Annotated in this window: 17 protein-coding genes; 11 read left to right on the top strand and 6 right to left on the bottom strand. The window is 68.3% G+C overall.

Translation table 11 applies throughout. The annotated features are described in order from the left end of the window. The first annotated feature begins 119 nt into the window (after positions 1 to 119). The 6 genes from B4E96_RS10895 to B4E96_RS10870 all read left to right on the top strand — a co-directional run bounded on the left by B4E96_RS10895 (position 120) and on the right by B4E96_RS10870 (position 6108). The gene (locus B4E96_RS10895) at positions 120 to 1220 is read left to right on the top strand and encodes a VIT1/CCC1 transporter family protein (protein ID WP_259846760.1); all 1101 of its coding nucleotides are present in this window, start codon (positions 120 to 122) and stop codon (positions 1218 to 1220) included. Between the two features lie 71 nt (positions 1221 to 1291). After that, complete coding sequence (locus B4E96_RS10890; protein ID WP_286957541.1) at positions 1292 to 2278, top strand: aminotransferase class IV; 987 nt, start codon at positions 1292 to 1294, stop codon at positions 2276 to 2278. Further along, positions 2275 to 3036, top strand: a complete 762-nt coding sequence (locus B4E96_RS10885; RefSeq protein ID WP_170273741.1) for a sulfite exporter TauE/SafE family protein — start codon at positions 2275 to 2277, stop codon at positions 3034 to 3036. Before B4E96_RS10890 ends, B4E96_RS10885 begins: the two co-directional genes overlap by 4 nt. A gap of 88 nt (positions 3037 to 3124) precedes the next feature. Next, the gene (locus B4E96_RS10880) at positions 3125 to 3418 is read left to right on the top strand and encodes a DUF4235 domain-containing protein (RefSeq protein WP_102162405.1); all 294 of its coding nucleotides are present in this window, start codon (positions 3125 to 3127) and stop codon (positions 3416 to 3418) included. A 120-nt stretch (positions 3419 to 3538) separates the two neighbouring features. Beyond that, the gene (locus B4E96_RS10875; RefSeq protein WP_286957540.1) at positions 3539 to 4894 is read left to right on the top strand and encodes a M24 family metallopeptidase; all 1356 of its coding nucleotides are present in this window, start codon (positions 3539 to 3541) and stop codon (positions 4892 to 4894) included. Continuing rightward, positions 4891 to 6108: a M20 family metallopeptidase gene (locus B4E96_RS10870; RefSeq protein WP_286957539.1), complete on the top strand. Its 1218-nt coding sequence runs from the start codon at positions 4891 to 4893 to the stop codon at positions 6106 to 6108. The genes B4E96_RS10875 and B4E96_RS10870 overlap by 4 nt, the downstream gene beginning before the upstream one ends. A 6-nt stretch (positions 6109 to 6114) precedes the next feature. On the opposite strand, the gene B4E96_RS10865 is transcribed toward B4E96_RS10870, so the two are convergent. The 5 genes from B4E96_RS10865 to B4E96_RS10845 all read right to left on the bottom strand — a co-directional run bounded on the left by B4E96_RS10865 (position 6115) and on the right by B4E96_RS10845 (position 10233). Further along, positions 6115 to 6606, bottom strand: a complete 492-nt coding sequence (locus tag B4E96_RS10865; protein WP_286957538.1) for a hypothetical protein — start codon at positions 6604 to 6606, stop codon at positions 6115 to 6117. Positions 6607 to 6610: 4 nt separating this feature from the next. After that, positions 6611 to 7360 carry a type I 3-dehydroquinate dehydratase gene (gene aroD / locus B4E96_RS10860; protein ID WP_286957537.1) on the bottom strand — a complete coding sequence of 250 codons (750 nt, stop codon included), beginning with the start codon at positions 7358 to 7360 and terminating at the stop codon, positions 6611 to 6613. Positions 7361 to 7378: 18 nt separating this feature from the next. Continuing rightward, positions 7379 to 8701, bottom strand: a complete 1323-nt coding sequence (locus B4E96_RS10855; RefSeq protein ID WP_286957536.1) for a Dyp-type peroxidase — start codon at positions 8699 to 8701, stop codon at positions 7379 to 7381. 73 nt (positions 8702 to 8774) lie between these two features. Then, the gene (locus B4E96_RS10850; RefSeq protein ID WP_286957535.1) at positions 8775 to 9401 is read right to left on the bottom strand and encodes a copper chaperone PCu(A)C; all 627 of its coding nucleotides are present in this window, start codon (positions 9399 to 9401) and stop codon (positions 8775 to 8777) included. A gap of 151 nt (positions 9402 to 9552) precedes the next feature. Then, positions 9553 to 10233 (bottom strand): hypothetical protein, encoded by a 681-nt coding sequence (locus B4E96_RS10845; RefSeq protein ID WP_286957533.1) that lies wholly within the window; start codon positions 10231 to 10233, stop codon positions 9553 to 9555. 456 nt (positions 10234 to 10689) lie between these two features. On the opposite strand from B4E96_RS10845, the gene B4E96_RS10840 reads away from it, so the two are divergent. The 5 genes from B4E96_RS10840 (at position 10690) to ykgO (ending at position 15281) form a co-directional block, all read left to right on the top strand. Further along, a complete protein-coding gene (locus B4E96_RS10840) occupies positions 10690 to 11997 on the top strand; it encodes a quaternary amine ABC transporter ATP-binding protein (protein ID WP_286957532.1) in 1308 nt (435 codons plus the stop codon). 2 nt (positions 11998 to 11999) lie between these two features. Then, positions 12000 to 12866 (top strand): ABC transporter permease, encoded by an 867-nt coding sequence (locus B4E96_RS10835; RefSeq protein ID WP_286957531.1) that lies wholly within the window; start codon positions 12000 to 12002, stop codon positions 12864 to 12866. A 54-nt stretch (positions 12867 to 12920) separates the two neighbouring features. After that, complete coding sequence (locus tag B4E96_RS10830; RefSeq protein ID WP_286957530.1) at positions 12921 to 13931, top strand: glycine betaine ABC transporter substrate-binding protein; 1011 nt, start codon at positions 12921 to 12923, stop codon at positions 13929 to 13931. A gap of 180 nt (positions 13932 to 14111) precedes the next feature. Continuing rightward, positions 14112 to 15104 carry a GTP-binding protein gene (locus tag B4E96_RS10825; RefSeq protein WP_286957528.1) on the top strand — a complete coding sequence of 331 codons (993 nt, stop codon included), beginning with the start codon at positions 14112 to 14114 and terminating at the stop codon, positions 15102 to 15104. 54 nt (positions 15105 to 15158) lie between these two features. Then, positions 15159 to 15281: a type B 50S ribosomal protein L36 gene (gene ykgO / locus B4E96_RS10820; protein ID WP_102162416.1), complete on the top strand. Its 123-nt coding sequence runs from the start codon at positions 15159 to 15161 to the stop codon at positions 15279 to 15281. On the opposite strand, the gene B4E96_RS10815 is transcribed toward ykgO, so the two are convergent. Further along, on the bottom strand, positions 15282 to 15764 hold the full coding sequence (locus B4E96_RS10815) for an isochorismatase family protein (protein ID WP_170273750.1): 483 nt from the start codon (positions 15762 to 15764) through the stop codon (positions 15282 to 15284). Between the last annotated feature and the right edge of the window lie 42 nt (positions 15765 to 15806).

Here is a 15806-nt window from a genome sequence, read left to right as displayed (position 1 = left end):
AACCCCCGAGATCCGCGGATGCACGCGGAATCCGGGCGTTCAGAAAGCACACAGAAATATTCTTTTGCTCATCTGCGCAAGTGTTGTACATACAAACGTTTGCGCCTATCATTGAACGTATGCCTGACACCCGCGCCGCCGTGCCCGCTGAGCCGAGCCCTGCCCTCATCCGGCAATGGCAGCGGCACCTGGCCAATGAGCGCCTCGAAGAGCGCGTTTACCGCAAGCTCGCCGCCCGCAAGCAGGGTGAGGAGCGCGAGATCCTGCTCGCCATCGCCGATGCCGAGCGCCGCCACCAGCAGCACTGGATCGACCTCCTCGGCGAGCACGCCGAGCACCGCCGCGCCCCGGACCTGAGCACCCGCATCCTGTCCCTGCTCGGCAGCATCTTCGGCTCCGTCTTCATCCTCGCGCTCATCCAGCAGCAGGAGACCTCCAGCCCGTACGACACCGACCAGTACGCCAGCGACCAGATGGCCGCCGATGAGAAGGTCCACGCCGAGGTCGTGCGCGCCCTGGCAGCGAAGTCCCGCGCCCGCCTGTCAGGCAACTTCCGCGCCGCCGTCTTCGGCGCCAACGACGGACTCGTCTCCAACCTCGCCCTCGTCCTCGGCGTGGGAGCTGCCGGCATGTCGAATCCGGTCATCCTGCTCACCGGGATCTCCGGTCTGCTCGCCGGAGCCCTTTCGATGGGAGCTGGTGAGTACATCTCGGTGCGCAGCCAGCGCGAGCTGCTCGAGGCCTCCCAGCCGGTCCGCCAGCCAGCCGAAGCACTGGCCTCACTCGACTTCGACGCCAATGAGCTCGCGCTCGTCTACCGCGCCCGCGGCTACGACGAGGATGAGGCACTGGCCAAGGCGCAGCGCACCCTCGCCCGCGCCCACGGCGGCACCCTGCCCTCCCACACCGCGCCAACCGGCAAGGAGAACGAACACGAGGAGCTCGGCACCGGCATCGGTGCGGCGGCCTCCTCGTTCTGCTTCTTCGCCTCGGGGGCGATCGTGCCGATCCTGCCCTATATCTTCGGCATGCACGGCATGCCGGCGATCCTCACCGCCGCCGGCCTCGTCGGCATCGTGCTGCTGGGCACCGGCGGCACCGTCGGCGTGCTCTCCGGCCGCCCGCCGCTGCCCCGGGCGCTGCGCCAGCTGGCGATCGGCTTCGGCGCGGCTGCTGCGACCTATCTGCTCGGCCTGGCCTTCGGCACGACGCTGAGCTGACACCTCGGGCGCGGATGTCAGCAGCTGAACGGCGGGCCAGCCCACCGGCGCCAAGTGATTTAATTGAGGGCATGACCCTCACCCATTCCCTGGCCCTCATCGACGTCGCAGCCGGCACGCACGAGCTGGCCGACCTCGCGGCGGCCCACCTGCCGGTCGATGACCTCTCGGCCCACCGCGGTGACGGGATCTTCGAGACCGTGCTCGTCACCATCACCGACGGCGCACCGTCGGTCAAGGCCCGGCGGCTGCACTTCGACCGGTTCCGCGGCTCGGCCCGCGCCCTTCAGCTGCCGGTGCCCGTGCCCGAGGTGTGGGACGCCGCTGTCGACGACGTCGCCCGCGCTGTCATCGCCGCCAACCCCGCGGTCACCGAATTCAGTGTCCGCTACACGCTCTCGCGCGGACTCGACGCCCCGCGCGGCTGGGTCATGTCGATCTCCCTGCCCGAGGCGTACCCCGCCCAGCGCCGGGAGGGGGCCGACTTCATCAGCCTCGACCGCGGCTTCGAGGCCTACACCGGGCAAACCGCGCCCTGGCTGCTGCTCGGCGCCAAAACCCTGTCCTATGCCGCGAATATGGCAGCGACCCGCTGGGCGCAGGAGCACGGCGCCGATGACGGGCTGTTCATCAGCCGCGACGGCCTCATCCTCGAAGGCCCGACCTCGAATGTCATCATCCGCCGCGGCCACGAGCTGCTCACCCCGGACCCGAAGGCCGGGCTGCTGCACGGCACCACCCAGCAGACGATCTTTGCCGCCGCTGCCGAGCACGGCTACCTGTGCTCATATGCCGACCTCACCCGCGATGACCTGCTCACCGCCGACGGGGCGTGGATGGTCTCCTCGGCCCGCGTTGCAGTGCCGTTCCGCAGCCTCGACGGGGAGGCAGTGACGATGGACCCCGAACTCACCGGGCAGATGTTCGACTGGGTGACCGGCGCCCCTGATGACGGGTCTGCAGGTGATGCCGCGGCTGGAACCGACACGACGGCTGGAACCGACACGACGGCTGGCATCACTGCCGCAGACGGTCAGCCGCAAGCAGACATGCCATGACGGTCGGCGCGATTCTCTTCGGGCTGCTGACCGGTTCGGTCATCGGACTCACCGGCGGCGGCGGGGCGATCGTCGCCGTGCCGGCGCTCGTCTACGGCCTCGGCATGCCGATGGCCAAGGCGGTGCCGACGTCGCTCATCGTCGTCGCCTCCTCCTCGATCGTCGGCGTTCTGCCGCGGCTGCGCTCGAAGATGGTCGACTGGACGACCGCCGGCACGATCGGCGTCACCGGCATGCTCACCGCGATCGTCGGGGCCCGGGTGCACGACATGTTCCCCGAGAAGGGCCTCATGATCGCCTTCGGCGTCCTCATGCTCATCGCTGCGATCCGCATGTTCATGCCGATGCCCTACATCGACCCCGACACCGGAGCGTTCACCGGCCGGCGGTTCGCCAAGGGCATCGCCGTCGGTGCCGTCGTCGGGTTCCTCACCGGCCTGCTCGGCGTCGGCGGCGGATTCCTCATCGTCCCGGCACTCACGATCCTCATGCGCGTGCCGATGCACATCGCCGTCGGCACCTCCCTGGCCGTCGTCGCGCTCAACTCGATCGCCGGAGCCATCGGCTACTTCGACCGGCTGCCCGCGATCGACTGGCCGATGGCCATCACCTACACCGTGTGCGCAATGACCGCGGCGCTGGTGGCCGGTCAGCTCGGCCGGAAGCTGCCGAACAACATCGTCCGCTACGGCTTCGCCACCCTCGTCGTCCTGCTCGCCGGGTTCGTGTTCTTCGAGACCTTCGTCCTGCAAAGCTAGGGACACGTGACCCGGACACGGACCGTGGCGGTAGGCTAGGACACAGCAGTCCCGTAACTGACCTCAGATCCACAAGGGAGATGGAGACATGGGCAAGATCGCTTGGCAGATCCTCGGTGTCGGCGGCACCGCACTGGCAACGCTGGCCGCACGCAAGGCACTGGGCATCGTGTGGGAGAAAACCACCTCGAAGCCGGTGCCGATCAACACCGAAGACGACCAGGTCGGCCTGAGCGAGGCGCTGGCCTGGACGATCATCTCCGGCGTCGGCATCGCCGTCGCCCAGCTCGTCGTGCAGCGCTACGCTGCATCAGCCGTGCGCAACCGCTTCGGTGAGACTGCACTGCCCAAGAAGCTGCAGAAGGGCGCCGACGTCGACTGAGACGCCCGGCACCTGAGACGACCCGCAGCCTCGGCCCATGATGCCGGAGCTGCGGGTCTTTCCATGTGCGAGGCGCGGCTCTGTTGACACACTCGCCCAGCACGACTCAGACTGTGATCCATGACACAGCCGCGTGCACCCCATCCGGGCCTGCACCCGCCGGGGGCCACCACCTCGGGCACGGACCCGGCCACCACCTCGGGACCCGGTGACATCCACAGCATGCGCCCCGGCGGTTTCGGAGCCGAGCGCCGGCCCGAACCGCGGCCGGGAGACGCCGGTACACCGGGGGCTGGCGGATTGCTGTTCTCCGCTGAGGAATACGAGCAGCGGCTGGCCGCCGTCCGGCGCCGGATGCGCGATCAAGGACTGTCCGGGCTCATCGTCACCGACCCGGCGAACATGTTCTACCTCACCGGATACAACGCCTGGTCCTTCTACACCCCGCAGCTGCTCTACGTCCCGGCATCGGGCCCGATGACACTGTTCGCTCGGGAGATGGACGCCCACGGGGCGCAGCGCACCTGCTGGCTGCCCGAAGAGGACATCGTCGGCTACCCCGAGCGCTACGTCCACCGCCCGCACATCCACCCCTTCGACTGGATCGCCTTCGCGCTGCGGCAACGCTGGGAGGTCGCCCCGGCAGCCCACGGCTGCATCGGCGTGGAGATGGACAGCCACTACTACTCCCCGCGCGCCCACCGCGCACTCGTCCACGGCATCCCAGAGTGGACTCTCGTCGACTCCTTCGAGCTCGTCAACTGGATCCGGGCGATCAAATCTCCAGCCGAGATCGCGATCATGCGACAAGCCGCCCAGGTCACGACCGCGGCGATGAACGCCGCACTCAACGCCGTTGAGCCAGGGGCCCGGCAGAACGACGTCGCCGCCGCGATCGCCCACGCTCAGGCGGCCGGCACCGCCGAGGTGTGGGGAGACTTCCCGGCGATCGTGCCGATGCTGCCGACCGGTGAGGGCGCCGACACCCCGCACCTGACGTGGACCGACCGCAGGCTCGCCGCCGGCGAACCGGTCGTCATCGAGCTCGCCGGCGCCCACCACCGCTACCACGTGCCGCTGGCCCGCACTGTCATGCTCGGCGAGCCGCCGGCCGCACTGGCCCACACCGCCGATGTCGTCGCCGAAGCGCTCAACGAGGTGCTGGAGACGATGCGCCCGGACGTGCCGGTCGCCGAACTCGCCCGGGTGTGGAATGCGGTGCTCGCCCGCTACGAGATGGTCAAGGAGTCGAGGCTGGGCTATTCGATCGGGATCGGCTACCCGCCGGACTGGGGCGAGCGGACGATCTCCCTGCGCAGCGAGGACGAACAGGTGCTCGCCGCCGGGATGACGTTCCACGTCATCGCCGGCATGTGGCTCGATGGCATCGGCTACGAAGTCAGCGAACCTGTCGCCGTCACCGCCACCGGCGTCGAGCGCTTCACCGACTTCCCGCAGAACCTCATCCGGAGATGACGACTGCGATGGGCGGGGCTGACGGAGAGCTGGCAGGCCGGCTGGTGGAGCTGACCGGGGACCTCATCCGCGCCCGAGGTGAGAACCCCGGTGGGACCGAAGAGGCGACCGTTGACGTCATCGCCGGGTTCGCGCGCGCTCATGGGCTTCACGTGCACATCGCCGAGGTGGCCAGCGGCCGGCCGAACATCGTCGTCACCGCACCAGCGGCAGAGGGTGCGGCGAGCGCCGCGCCGGACGTGCCCGCAGAGGGCCTGCTGTTCCTCGGTCACTCCGATGTCGTACCCGCTGGAGACGGCTGGTCCGGCGATCCGTTCGAACCCCGGCTGACCGCGGGCTGGCTCACCGGGCGCGGGGCCGCGGACATGAAGGGCGGGCTTGCCGCGGTCTTGTGCGCGCTCACCGACGCACATGCCGCCGGTTGTCTCGCGGCTGCTGTGAGTCTGGCGGTCACCGTCGACGAGGAGGATCTGGGCACCGGCATCCGGCAGCTCGTGGCAGACGGGCTCGGCCCGCACGCCGGGCAGCGCTTCGCCGCGTGCGTCGTCGCCGAGCCGACGGATCTGGACATCGTCACCGCCTGCCGCGGAGACGCATATCTGGAGGTGCAGCTGACCGGCGTCTCGGCTCATTCGGGCAGGCCGGCCGATGGCCGCTCGGCGATCATCGCCGCAGCGAGGCTCATCAACGTACTCGTGGAGAACCAGGAACATCTCGACGCACATGCTCATCCGCTGCTCGGCGCCGGGTCGTGGAGCCCGGGCATCATCAACGGCGGGCAGGGCACCTCGATGGTCGCCGATGCCTGCCGGATCTCACTCGACCGCCGGCTCCTGCCAGACGAGGACGCCGCCGACATCGCCGGCTGGCTTCGCGCTGTCGCGGCCGAGGCAGGCATCACCGGTGATGGGATCGGACTCGACGTCGCGGTGACGATGGAGATGCCGGGCTTCATCACCGACCGTGACTCCCCCGCGATCACGACGCTTGAGGCCGCAGCCGAGGCGGTGACCGGGCAGGTGCCCGAATGCACGGTGTGGACGGCAGCCTGCGACGGCGGCTACATCGCCCGGGACTTGGGGATCCCGACCATCGTGTACGGTCCAGGCAGCATCAGCAAACAGGCCCACCATGTCGATGAGGCGATCGAGGTCGCCGAACTCGTACGCGCCTGCCGGGTCTACCGGCAGCTGATCGACTCGACCTGCCGCTGAAGCGTCTCACGCGCCAGCGGGAAGCGGGCGCACTCCGGAGCCGCGTCTCGTGGTGGCCTTCAGCAGTGGAAGCAGCAGCAGACCGACGACGCCGAAGACGACTGCCGGAATCCACAGCAGCGATGCATGCGCTGCGAGCAGTTCAACGAAGGAGAAGTACGCGCCTCGCCTGTCGAGCAGCGCTGCGATCGTCACTCCGAGAAGATAGGCGACCAGGATCGGACCCAGAATGTATGTCGCATAGATCCCGGCATACAGCCGCCACCCGGCGCGCGGTCTCGCGATTCTGCGTTCGGCAGCGAAGGCGAGGCCCTCGGCAAGCAGCAGACCGGGCAGCAGCGGCAGCAGCAGGAAGATGAAGAGCAGGAAGTCGGTGGAGCCCAGATCGCCATCGGACATGACCCACGATGCAGCAGCCAAGATCACCAGAGAGACGAGGCCGGCCAGCGCCGCGTACCCGGCGATTGATGGTCGATCAAGCGTCCTGCTGCCTGCCATGTCATCAGTCCTCACCGGCAAGGATCTGCAGAGTCTGCAGCACCTCGGACGCGGACACCTGGCCGGGAGCTGAACCCTCACCGACGGTCGCGAAAGTGGCCGCCGAACCGAACTCACCGCCGATGAGCCGGGTGAGCCTGCCGCGCCGGCCCATCGCGATGACGATGATGGGGATCCGCAGGCGGGCCCGGCCGCGGTCGGCGGCTTTGAGCGCTTCGAGCACATCGGAGCGGTCATGCGGCATCACCGCGACCTTCGCGACATCAGCCCCGAGGTCGGCCATGGCCTTGAGGGTGCGCAGCAGCTGCTTCGACGGCGGGGTGTCGGTGAAGTCGTGCGCCGAAACCACCGAGGCGACCCCCGCCTCGGCGGCGGCAGTGATGAGATCACCGGCATCCCGGCGGGCGAACTCGATGTCGACGGCGACCGGGCCGGCGGCGATCGCCTGCCGGATGAGAGCGGTGTAGGCGTCCTCGTCGAGGTTCGCGGCCCCGCCCTCGGAACCGGTGCGGATGGTCAGCAGCACCGGCAGGCCCGTGTGCGCACGGATGGCCGCCAGGCCGGCGGAGAACAGCTCGCCTGCCTCGGCGGTCAGCCCGGCGGCCAGGGCGTCGACGCGCCATTCGAGCGCGTCGATCCCGGGAGTCTGCGCGCAGTCAGCGGCCAGCCGGCCGAGCTCGTCGAGGTCGCCGGCGACGAGCGGGACGATGACGGCGGGCAGCTGATCTGAAGCCACGAACGGCAGCGATGTCATGGCACTACCCTAGAGCACTCACGATTCGAAGAGCGCCTGGCCGATGTACTCGCCCTCGCGCACGCCCGGCGGGATCGCCCACACGGTCGAGCCGATCGGTGCGGTCCACTGATTCAGCAGGTCGACCTCGTCGAGGCGCTTCTGGATCGGCAGGAACTGCCGTTCGACCGAGGCCTGGTAGGAGGCGAACATGAGACCGGCCTTGCCGACGATCGCGCTGCCGGTCGGGCCGGTGGCGGCATCGGCGGCGTCGGGCACCGAATGGTAGTTGTACACGCGCCGGAAGATCTGCTGCTCAGGCGCTGCGTTGTTGCGGCTGCGGGCGACGTGGCTGGCCGGCGAGATGATCGTGAAGCCCTTGTCGTCGGTGGCCTCCAGATCGGGGATGTCATGCTCCTCAGTGCCGGTCATCGGTGCGCCCTTCTTCAGATCGCGGCCGATCGAGAACTCCCGGGCCGGCCGGTCGGCCTCATCCCAGGTGGCGAGGTTCATGTCGATGTCGCGCAGCACGAGCGAGGTCCCGCCTTTCAGCCACGCCGGATAGTCAGCCGCCAGGTCGAGCGGCGGCTCGCCACGGGCGGAGAACACCGGGCTGGCCTGCCCGAGGCTCTTGCCCCACACCAGCCGGGCGAAGTCCTCTGAACCGGGTCCCGGGTTGGCGGTCCCGTCGACCTGGCCGAAGAGGTTGCGGGTCGTCGTGCCCTGCGGATCGGACCCGTAGGAGCGGCGGAAGCTCGACCGCGACCAGGCGACGTCCATGAAGGCGCGGGCGTCCTTGAGCAGCATCCGCACCGCATGCGCAATGGTGAACGGATCATCGCCGCACACCTGCAGCAGCAGATCGCCGCGGCACAGCCGGTCCTCAAGCCGGTCGATGCCGAATGCCGGCAGCGGGCCCAGCCAGCCGGGGACGTGCTGGCTGCCTGCCAGCTCGACGAGCCCGCGGGCGAACCCGAAGGTCACGGTCAGTCTCGCGGGGCGCTCGTTGAGCTCCGGTTCGGTGTCGGCCAGGGGCGACTGGCCCTGGGTCATGAGCGCGGCATCATCGGTCAGCAGCTTGAGCATCCGGATGAGCCGCGTGAGGTCGGTGTCGTCCTTGCGGGTCAGTGAGACGAACATGGCGTGGGCCTGCGGGATCGTCTCGACCCCGGACTGGTGCTCGCCATAGAACGGCTCGATCTGGGCGCCGTTGAGGCCCGAGGTGTCGGGCTGGGGCTGGGCTGTCGCGGCCGGTTGCTGCCGGCCGGTCAGGAACCCGAGTCCGGCGCCGGCGGCTCCTGCCCCGACGCCGAGTGCGGAGGCGCCGAGCAGACGCCGGCGATCGATCTCCACAGAAATCATCTCCTCGATGGTAGGCGGCTGCCCGAGCCGGCCGGGCGGCACCGGCCGGCTCCAGGCAGCAGGTCACGGCCGATCAGTGATCGTGTCCGTCTTCGTCATCGCCGTGGTCCATATCGCCATGGTCCATGTCGCCGTGGTCCATGTCCGAGCCGTCGCCCTGGTCGTATTCCTCCTGGGCGCCGGCGAACTCCTTGGCCGGGACGGTGACGTCGAGGTCACCGGCGTCGGTCTTGAGCGTCGTGGTGACCTCAGCACCGGGCTCGATGCCCTCCTTAAGCTTCATGAGCATGATGTGGTCGCCGCCCGGCTCCAGCTTCAACTCACCGCCGGCGGGGATGACGAAGCCGCCTTCCTTCTCCTGCATCTTCGTCGAGCCAGAGTTGTCTTCGACGGTCTCGTGCAGCTCGGCCATTGCGGCGACCGAGGACTCGGCACCGGTGAAGTGGATGTCCTGGTCGGAGGAGTTCTTCAGGGTGCCGAACACGGCGGTCATGCCGTGGTCCTTGTCGACGGCCTTGACCCAGCCGTCTTCGAGCGTGAGTGCCGATTCGGCGGTGACCGCCTCGTCCTGCTGGGCGTCGGTGCCGCCGGCTTCGGTGGAGGCGTCGGTGCTGCCGTTGCTGCCGCAGGCGGCCAGGGTCAGTGCCAGGCCGAGGGCGGAGGCGGCTGCGGCGGTGCGGAATGCGATGGTCTTCTTCACTGTGTTGAGTCCTTTGCTCTTACGCGCCGTGCACGCTGGTGCACGCAGGGCAGCACCGCAAGCGGGGTGCTGTCAGAGCCCTGCCGGGGGCACGGGGTTCAGACGGGTGAGGATCTGCACCGCTCCCGAGGCGGGAGTCCGGTGGTGCAGATCAGGCAGGCGTGAGTGCCTGCAGGCGGGTGAAGAGGACCGCAGGAGGCCCGCGTCTGAACCGGGAGTCGAGCACGGCGGGTGTGACAGCAGCCAGCACCGGAGCGACCTGCACGGGCAGGCGCGGGGGCATGACGAGCGGGACGAAGCGGGTGAAGGCCGTGGCAATCGGGCCGAGGGCTGCCTGGATGAGGGCGAAGACGAACTCTTCGCCGCATTTGAGGATCGCGATCGTGACGACAGCCGAAAGCAGGTGGGCGATGAGCATCGAGGTGCCGGCGCCGGCGTGTGCGGCTGTCTGCCCGGCAGCTGCGGCGGTGTCGGCGACGGCGGCAGAGACCTCGGCATCGGTCATATGGTGGGCGTGCGCGCCGGACCCGGCGCCGGTGCCCAGCTGCAGGTAGACCCGGCCACTATGGCCGCTGATGATGAGCGGGGCGTGACTGAACAGGGTCATGAGGTGGTGCAGCGCCAGCTGCGCGAACGCCACGATCGCGCTGAGCGAAAGGGTCCCGAGGCGGCGGCCGGCCAGCAGCACGCCGATCCACAGGGTGAGCACGAAGCACACGACGCCGGCCAGCAGTGAGGCGCTGCCGTGGGCGCCGAGATGGAAGAGCGTCGCGATTCCAGTGGCGATGAATGCCGCACCCACCGAACGCCAGATGCGCAGCTTCCTGCTCATGCCACCTCCTCAGCTCATCCCGGCCGGCCCGCACCCACGGTGCGAGCCCGTCTTATTCTACAACTTGTCGTGCTATCCCCGGGATCGCGGGTGTGGCGGCGGGACAGCTGACGGGCCCCGCCTGCGGCGGATGTGCGCCGAGTACGCCGCGTGCCCGCAGCACAGCAGTCGTTCATCGCCGTCGGCGTAACGATGGGATAACGTTCCGGCTTTCAGTGTTTACCCAGGTCAGACTGTCTATTCCGAGCAGTTCGCGAGAGCAGATCGAAAGGCAGCCCTGCGCCGTCAAGAGGTCTGCAGTGTGCGGCTCCATAGACTGGTGGCTGTGGCCCGGCAGCGCTCTGACCTGCTTGTCGGTCGCCAGCCCGGGACCGGCCACAGCCCTGCGCGCCCTTCTGTTCTCTTCCTGCGCTGGGTCACACACCTGTGTTGCCGAAAGAAAGGTATCCGACCGCAGTGGCAGTCGTTGAAGCCTCACACGTCTACAAGGTCTTCGGAAAGCGCGGGCGCGAAGTCGTCAAGCGCCTCGAAGCCGGTGCTGACCGCGCAGAGCTCTCCCACCTCGGCACCGCTGCCGTCATCGACGCCAGCTTCACCGTCGAACGCGGCGAGAGCTTCGTCGTCATGGGCCTCTCCGGCTCCGGCAAGTCCACCCTCATCCGCATGATCAACGGACTGTGGTCACCCACCTCGGGAACGGTGCGCGTGGCCGGCGAGGACATCTCGCAGATGTCGGCAGCCCAGCTGAGGCGCGTGCGCCGGGACAACATCGCGATGGTCTTCCAGCACTTCGCGCTCATGCCGCACCGCACGGTGCGCGAGAACGCCGCCTACGCCCTCGAGATCAAGGACGTCGCCAAGACCGAGCGCCTCGAGCGCGCCGATCACTGGCTCGAGGTCGTCGGTCTCGACGGGTGGGGCGACAAATACCCCAGCCAGCTCTCCGGCGGCATGCAGCAGCGCGTCGGGCTGGCCCGCGCGCTCGCCTCGGAATCAGACATCCTCCTCATGGACGAAGCGTTCTCGGCACTCGACCCGCTGATCCGGCGCGAGATGCAGGAGCAGCTCGTCGAGCTGCAGTCGTCGCTGAACAAGACGATCATCTTCATCACCCACGACCTCAACGAGGCGATGTACCTCGGCGACCGGATCGCAGTCATGCGGGCCGGCCGGATCGTGCAGATCGGCACAGCCGAGGAGATCCTCACCGCCCCAGCCGATGACTATGTCGCGTCCTTCATCCAGGATGTCGACCGCACCCGTGTGCTCACGGCCGGTTCGGTCATGAAGACCACCGATTCGGTCGTGCCGGTGACCGCCGGCCCGCGGGTGGCCGCCCGCACAATGGAGGAGCGCAACGTCTCAGCGCTGTTCGTCACCGACCGCTCCCGCCAGCTGCTCGGCATCGTCACCGATGACGATGTCGTCGCTGCTGCCCGCACAGGGACCAGCGACCTCAGCGGGCTGCTGCGCACTGAGGGCCTGCTCAGCGTCTCAGTCGACACGCCGCTGTCCGACCTGTTCGCCCCCAGCGCCGAGGCGCTCGCGCCGCTGGCGGTGACCGATGACAAGAACCGGCTGGTCGGCATCATCCCGCGCATCCAGCTGCTCAATGCGATGGCCTCCGCCACGAGCGACACCTCGGCGGCATCCCCGCCGGAGGCTCTGACAGGAGCCGGCGCGGCCGCCGCCGGCGGGTCATCCCCGGCGAGCGGATCGACTGCCGCTGCAGTCATCGACGACGAGCAGAATCAGGAGGACTGAGCATGGACTTTCTCGAACCGCGCATCCCGCTGGGCGACTGGGCGGAGGCGTTCCTCGACTGGTTCGAAGACGCGTTCGGCTGGCTCATCAGCGGCGTCACATGGCTGCTCGACGCGCTGTACGACAACATCGAGGCAGCGCTGACGTATCCGCACTTCCTCATCATGATCATCATCTTCACCGCGGTCGCCTGGGTGGCGGCGTCGTGGAAGCTGGCGATCTTCACTTTGCTCGGCTTCTACCTGCTGGCCGCACTCGATCAGTGGGAGACGGCCATGTCGACGGTCTCCCTCGTCATCGTCGCCGTCATCTTCGCGCTGCTGCTGGCCCTTCCGATCGGCATCCTGGCAGCCAAGTCGCAGGTCGTCTCCACCGTCGTGCGGCCGGTTCTCGACTTCATGCAGTCGATGCCGGCGCTGGCTTATCTGGTTCCTGCCATCGTCATGTTCGGCGTCGGCCAGGTTCCCGGGGCCATCGCCACGATCATCTTCGCGATGCCGCCGGGCGTACGCCTGACCGAACTGGCCATCCGCCAGGTCGACCGGGAGGTCGTCGAGGCCGGTCACGCCTTCGGCGCCTCTGAGGGACACATCCTCGGCCGCGTCCAGCTTCCGCTGGCGATGCCGACGATCATGGCCGGTGTCAACCAGGTCATCATGCTCGCCCTGTCGATGGTGGTGCTGGCCGGTATGGCCGGCGCTGGCGGGCTGGGCGGCCAGGTCATGCGCTCGATCAGCTCACTGGATGTGCCGCTCGGCGTCGAAGCCGGACTCGCCGTTGTCATCATCGCCATCTATCTCGACCGCGTCACCGCCGCACTCGGTGCCCGCAGCCCAGCCACCCGGGCTGCGGCGGCCTCCACCGGCTGACCGCCCACCGCTGTCACACATCCGCAGAAGAACACAGGAAAGAGGTATCGTCCGATGAAACTCTCGACTCTGACCAAAACCGGCGGCATCCTGGCCGCATCGGTTCTCGCGCTCACCGCATGCGGGGGCGGATCCGAATCCAACGGCGGATCAGACAATGGCGACGGCCCTCAAGTCGAGATGGCCGACCCGGATCGCGACTGGGAGAACTGCGACCCCGGTGCCACTGCCAAGGACGTCACCGACACCGAAGCAGACGACAACACCGACATCACCCTCGGTGCGTTCGACGGCTGGGACGAGTCCTTCGCCGCAGCCCACCTGACGAAGGCCGTTCTCGAAGAGGACGGCTACTCCGTCGACATCGAGAGCTTCCAGGCCGGGCCCGGCTTCACCGGTGTCGCCAACGGCGACATCGACGTCGTCCTCGACGGCTGGATGCCGCTGACGCACAAGGACTACATCGAGGAGTTCGGCGACAAGATGGAGGTCCACGGCTGCTGGTACAACAACGCTAAGCTCACCATCGCCGTCAACGAGGACTCCCCGGCACAGTCCATCGCCGACCTCAAGGACATGGGCGACGAGTACGGCAACACCCTCTACGGCATCGAGCCCGGCGCCGGCCTGACCTCCACGACGGAGAACGAGGCCATCCCGACCTACGGTCTGGACAACCTCGACTTCAAGATCTCCTCAACGCCTGCGATGCTCGCACAGCTGAAGAAGGCCACCGACGCCGGTGACAACGTCGCCGTGACCCTGTGGCGCCCGCACTGGGCCTACGACGCCTTCCCGGTCCGCGACCTCGAAGACCCCGAGGGAGCCATGGGCGGAGCTGAAGTGATCTACAATTTCGCCCGTGACGGCTTCGCCGAGGACAACCCGAAGGCCGCGCAGCTGCTGCAGAACCTCGTCCTCGATGACGAGAACCTCGCCAGCCTGGAGAACGTCATGTTCTCCGATGAGAACTACGGCGGCGAGAACCTCGAGGAGGCCGTGGCCGAATGGCTCGAGGACAACCCGGACTTCGCCGAGGACTGGAAGGCCGGCAAGCTGAGCTGAGTTCTCAGCTGAGCTGACTGACGCCCGGCACCAATACGACGCCTGCCCCGCATCTGCCCGATGCGGGGCAGGCGCGTCTCATCCCGCGGTCCCGCCGCTGCTGACCTCACCGGCTCGGCGCGGACGCATGAGCCTATTGCCATTAGTGCTTATGAGCACCCGGCGCCTACTGTGTCGGTCATGCTCGTCAACGTTCACCATCAGCTGCCGCCGCAGCCCGGGCATGCCCCGGTGCGGGTGCGGCTGCCGCGCCACCGCGGGTATGTCGTCGACACCCGCGACTGGGGTCCGGCGCTCACCGGTGACGAGGCGGAGGGCACCGAGCCGCGTGCGTGCACGGTGTGCGCGCTCGCCCATGAGCTTGTCGAGGTGCTCGAGCGGCTCTCCCACACGACCGAGGTGTTCGAGGTCATCATCCCGTGGTGGCTGCACATCGGCCGCTTGCGCTCAACTCTGACCAGCCACCTCGAGGATGTGCGCATCGGGCGGACGGTGCTGCACGGCAGCCTCGATGGCCTCGAGGACCTGCTGTGGTCGACCGACGGGCTGGAGGAGTCGGCTGACTGTGCACTCACCGGTCACGCCGAACTCGCCGCTGTCGCCGTCGAGCACGCCAGCGTGCTCACCGCCCGGCACGTCCTGGGTGAGCGCACCCGGGAGCTGCTCATCCACCTCGGCTGCCCGGCCTTCGGGCCTGCCGCCGAGTTCCTGCCCGCCCCCGCCGCCGGCCCCATGCGGGTGGGCCTGACCGGGGAGGGTACGCACTTCGTCACCCGGGTCGTGTCCGCTCACGGACAGCTGGATGCTGAGCGCTTCTGCCGGCTGCTGCCCGAGGCGGCCGCCGGGGCCTGCCGGATCCGCGGCACCGTGTGGGTCGACTCCAGGCCCGAGACCCGCGTGCGGGTGTGCGGGATCGGCTCACAGGTGTGGATGGAGGAGGACGGCCAGTGGTTCGCCCCGGCGTTCTCCTCACCATCAGCGGTGCTCGCCTGCCATCACAGCTCAGATCCGCAGGTCATCGACGCGCTGTGCCACTGGCATCCGCACCACGGAGACCGGTGCTCGCGCATCGCGCTCACCGCCCCACGCGAGTACGCCCAGGACTGGGCGGGCCTGCTGGCTGAGGCGGTGCGCTCCCAGCCGGCGCTGCCCGACCACCTGTCCCAGCACTGAACCACCAGCACCGAACAGTCAGCACGGAAGAATCAGCTACAGAAAGGCACCATCATGAAGGTCCGCAATTCGCTTCGCTCCCTGAAGAACCAGCCCGGCTCCCAGGTCGTGCGCCGCAAGGGCAAGACCTATGTCATCAACAAGAAGAACCCGCGCCTGAAGGCACGGCAGGGCTGATCACATCCGCAGCCACGTCTGCGCGGCATCCGAAAGCACCGCGCCGTCGCCGGCTGCCGCGTCCGCCCAGTCAACCGGCTGGCCATCGGCTGCGATGACGCCGTCTTTGAGCACGACGACGTCGAAGTTGCACGCCAGCCCGGCCATCGCGGTGTGATAGACCGACCGGTCGACATCGATCCCTCCGATGATGAGCCGGTCGATCGCCAGGTCATGCAGCCCGGCTGCCAGGTCGTCGATGCCGTCGAAGGCATCGGCGACCTCTGAACTGAGCGCCAGATCATCCTCGGTCTGCCCGAGGCCACCGGCCGGGGAGTCTGCATCCGCACCCGAACCGGCCCCCGCCTCGGGCGCGGGAGCACGCAGATAAGCGACCACGCCGTCAGCCACACGTGCCCGGTTGAGAACTTCGGTAAGCTGTGCAGAGATCTCAGACAGGGCGTCGCCGCTGCCGGCGGTGTTCATGAGCATGAGTGCGTCCATGGCTTCAAGCATAGTCACCGCGCACGCACACCAAGGAGGGAC

Origin of the sequence: Brevibacterium sp. UBA7493, from assembly GCF_002479565.1 — a bacterium.
Lineage (GTDB): Bacteria > Actinomycetota > Actinomycetes > Actinomycetales > Brevibacteriaceae > Brevibacterium > Brevibacterium luteolum.
The sequence above is the reverse complement of the archived record's forward strand: the minus strand, read 5'-3'. Positions and strand labels throughout refer to the sequence as shown.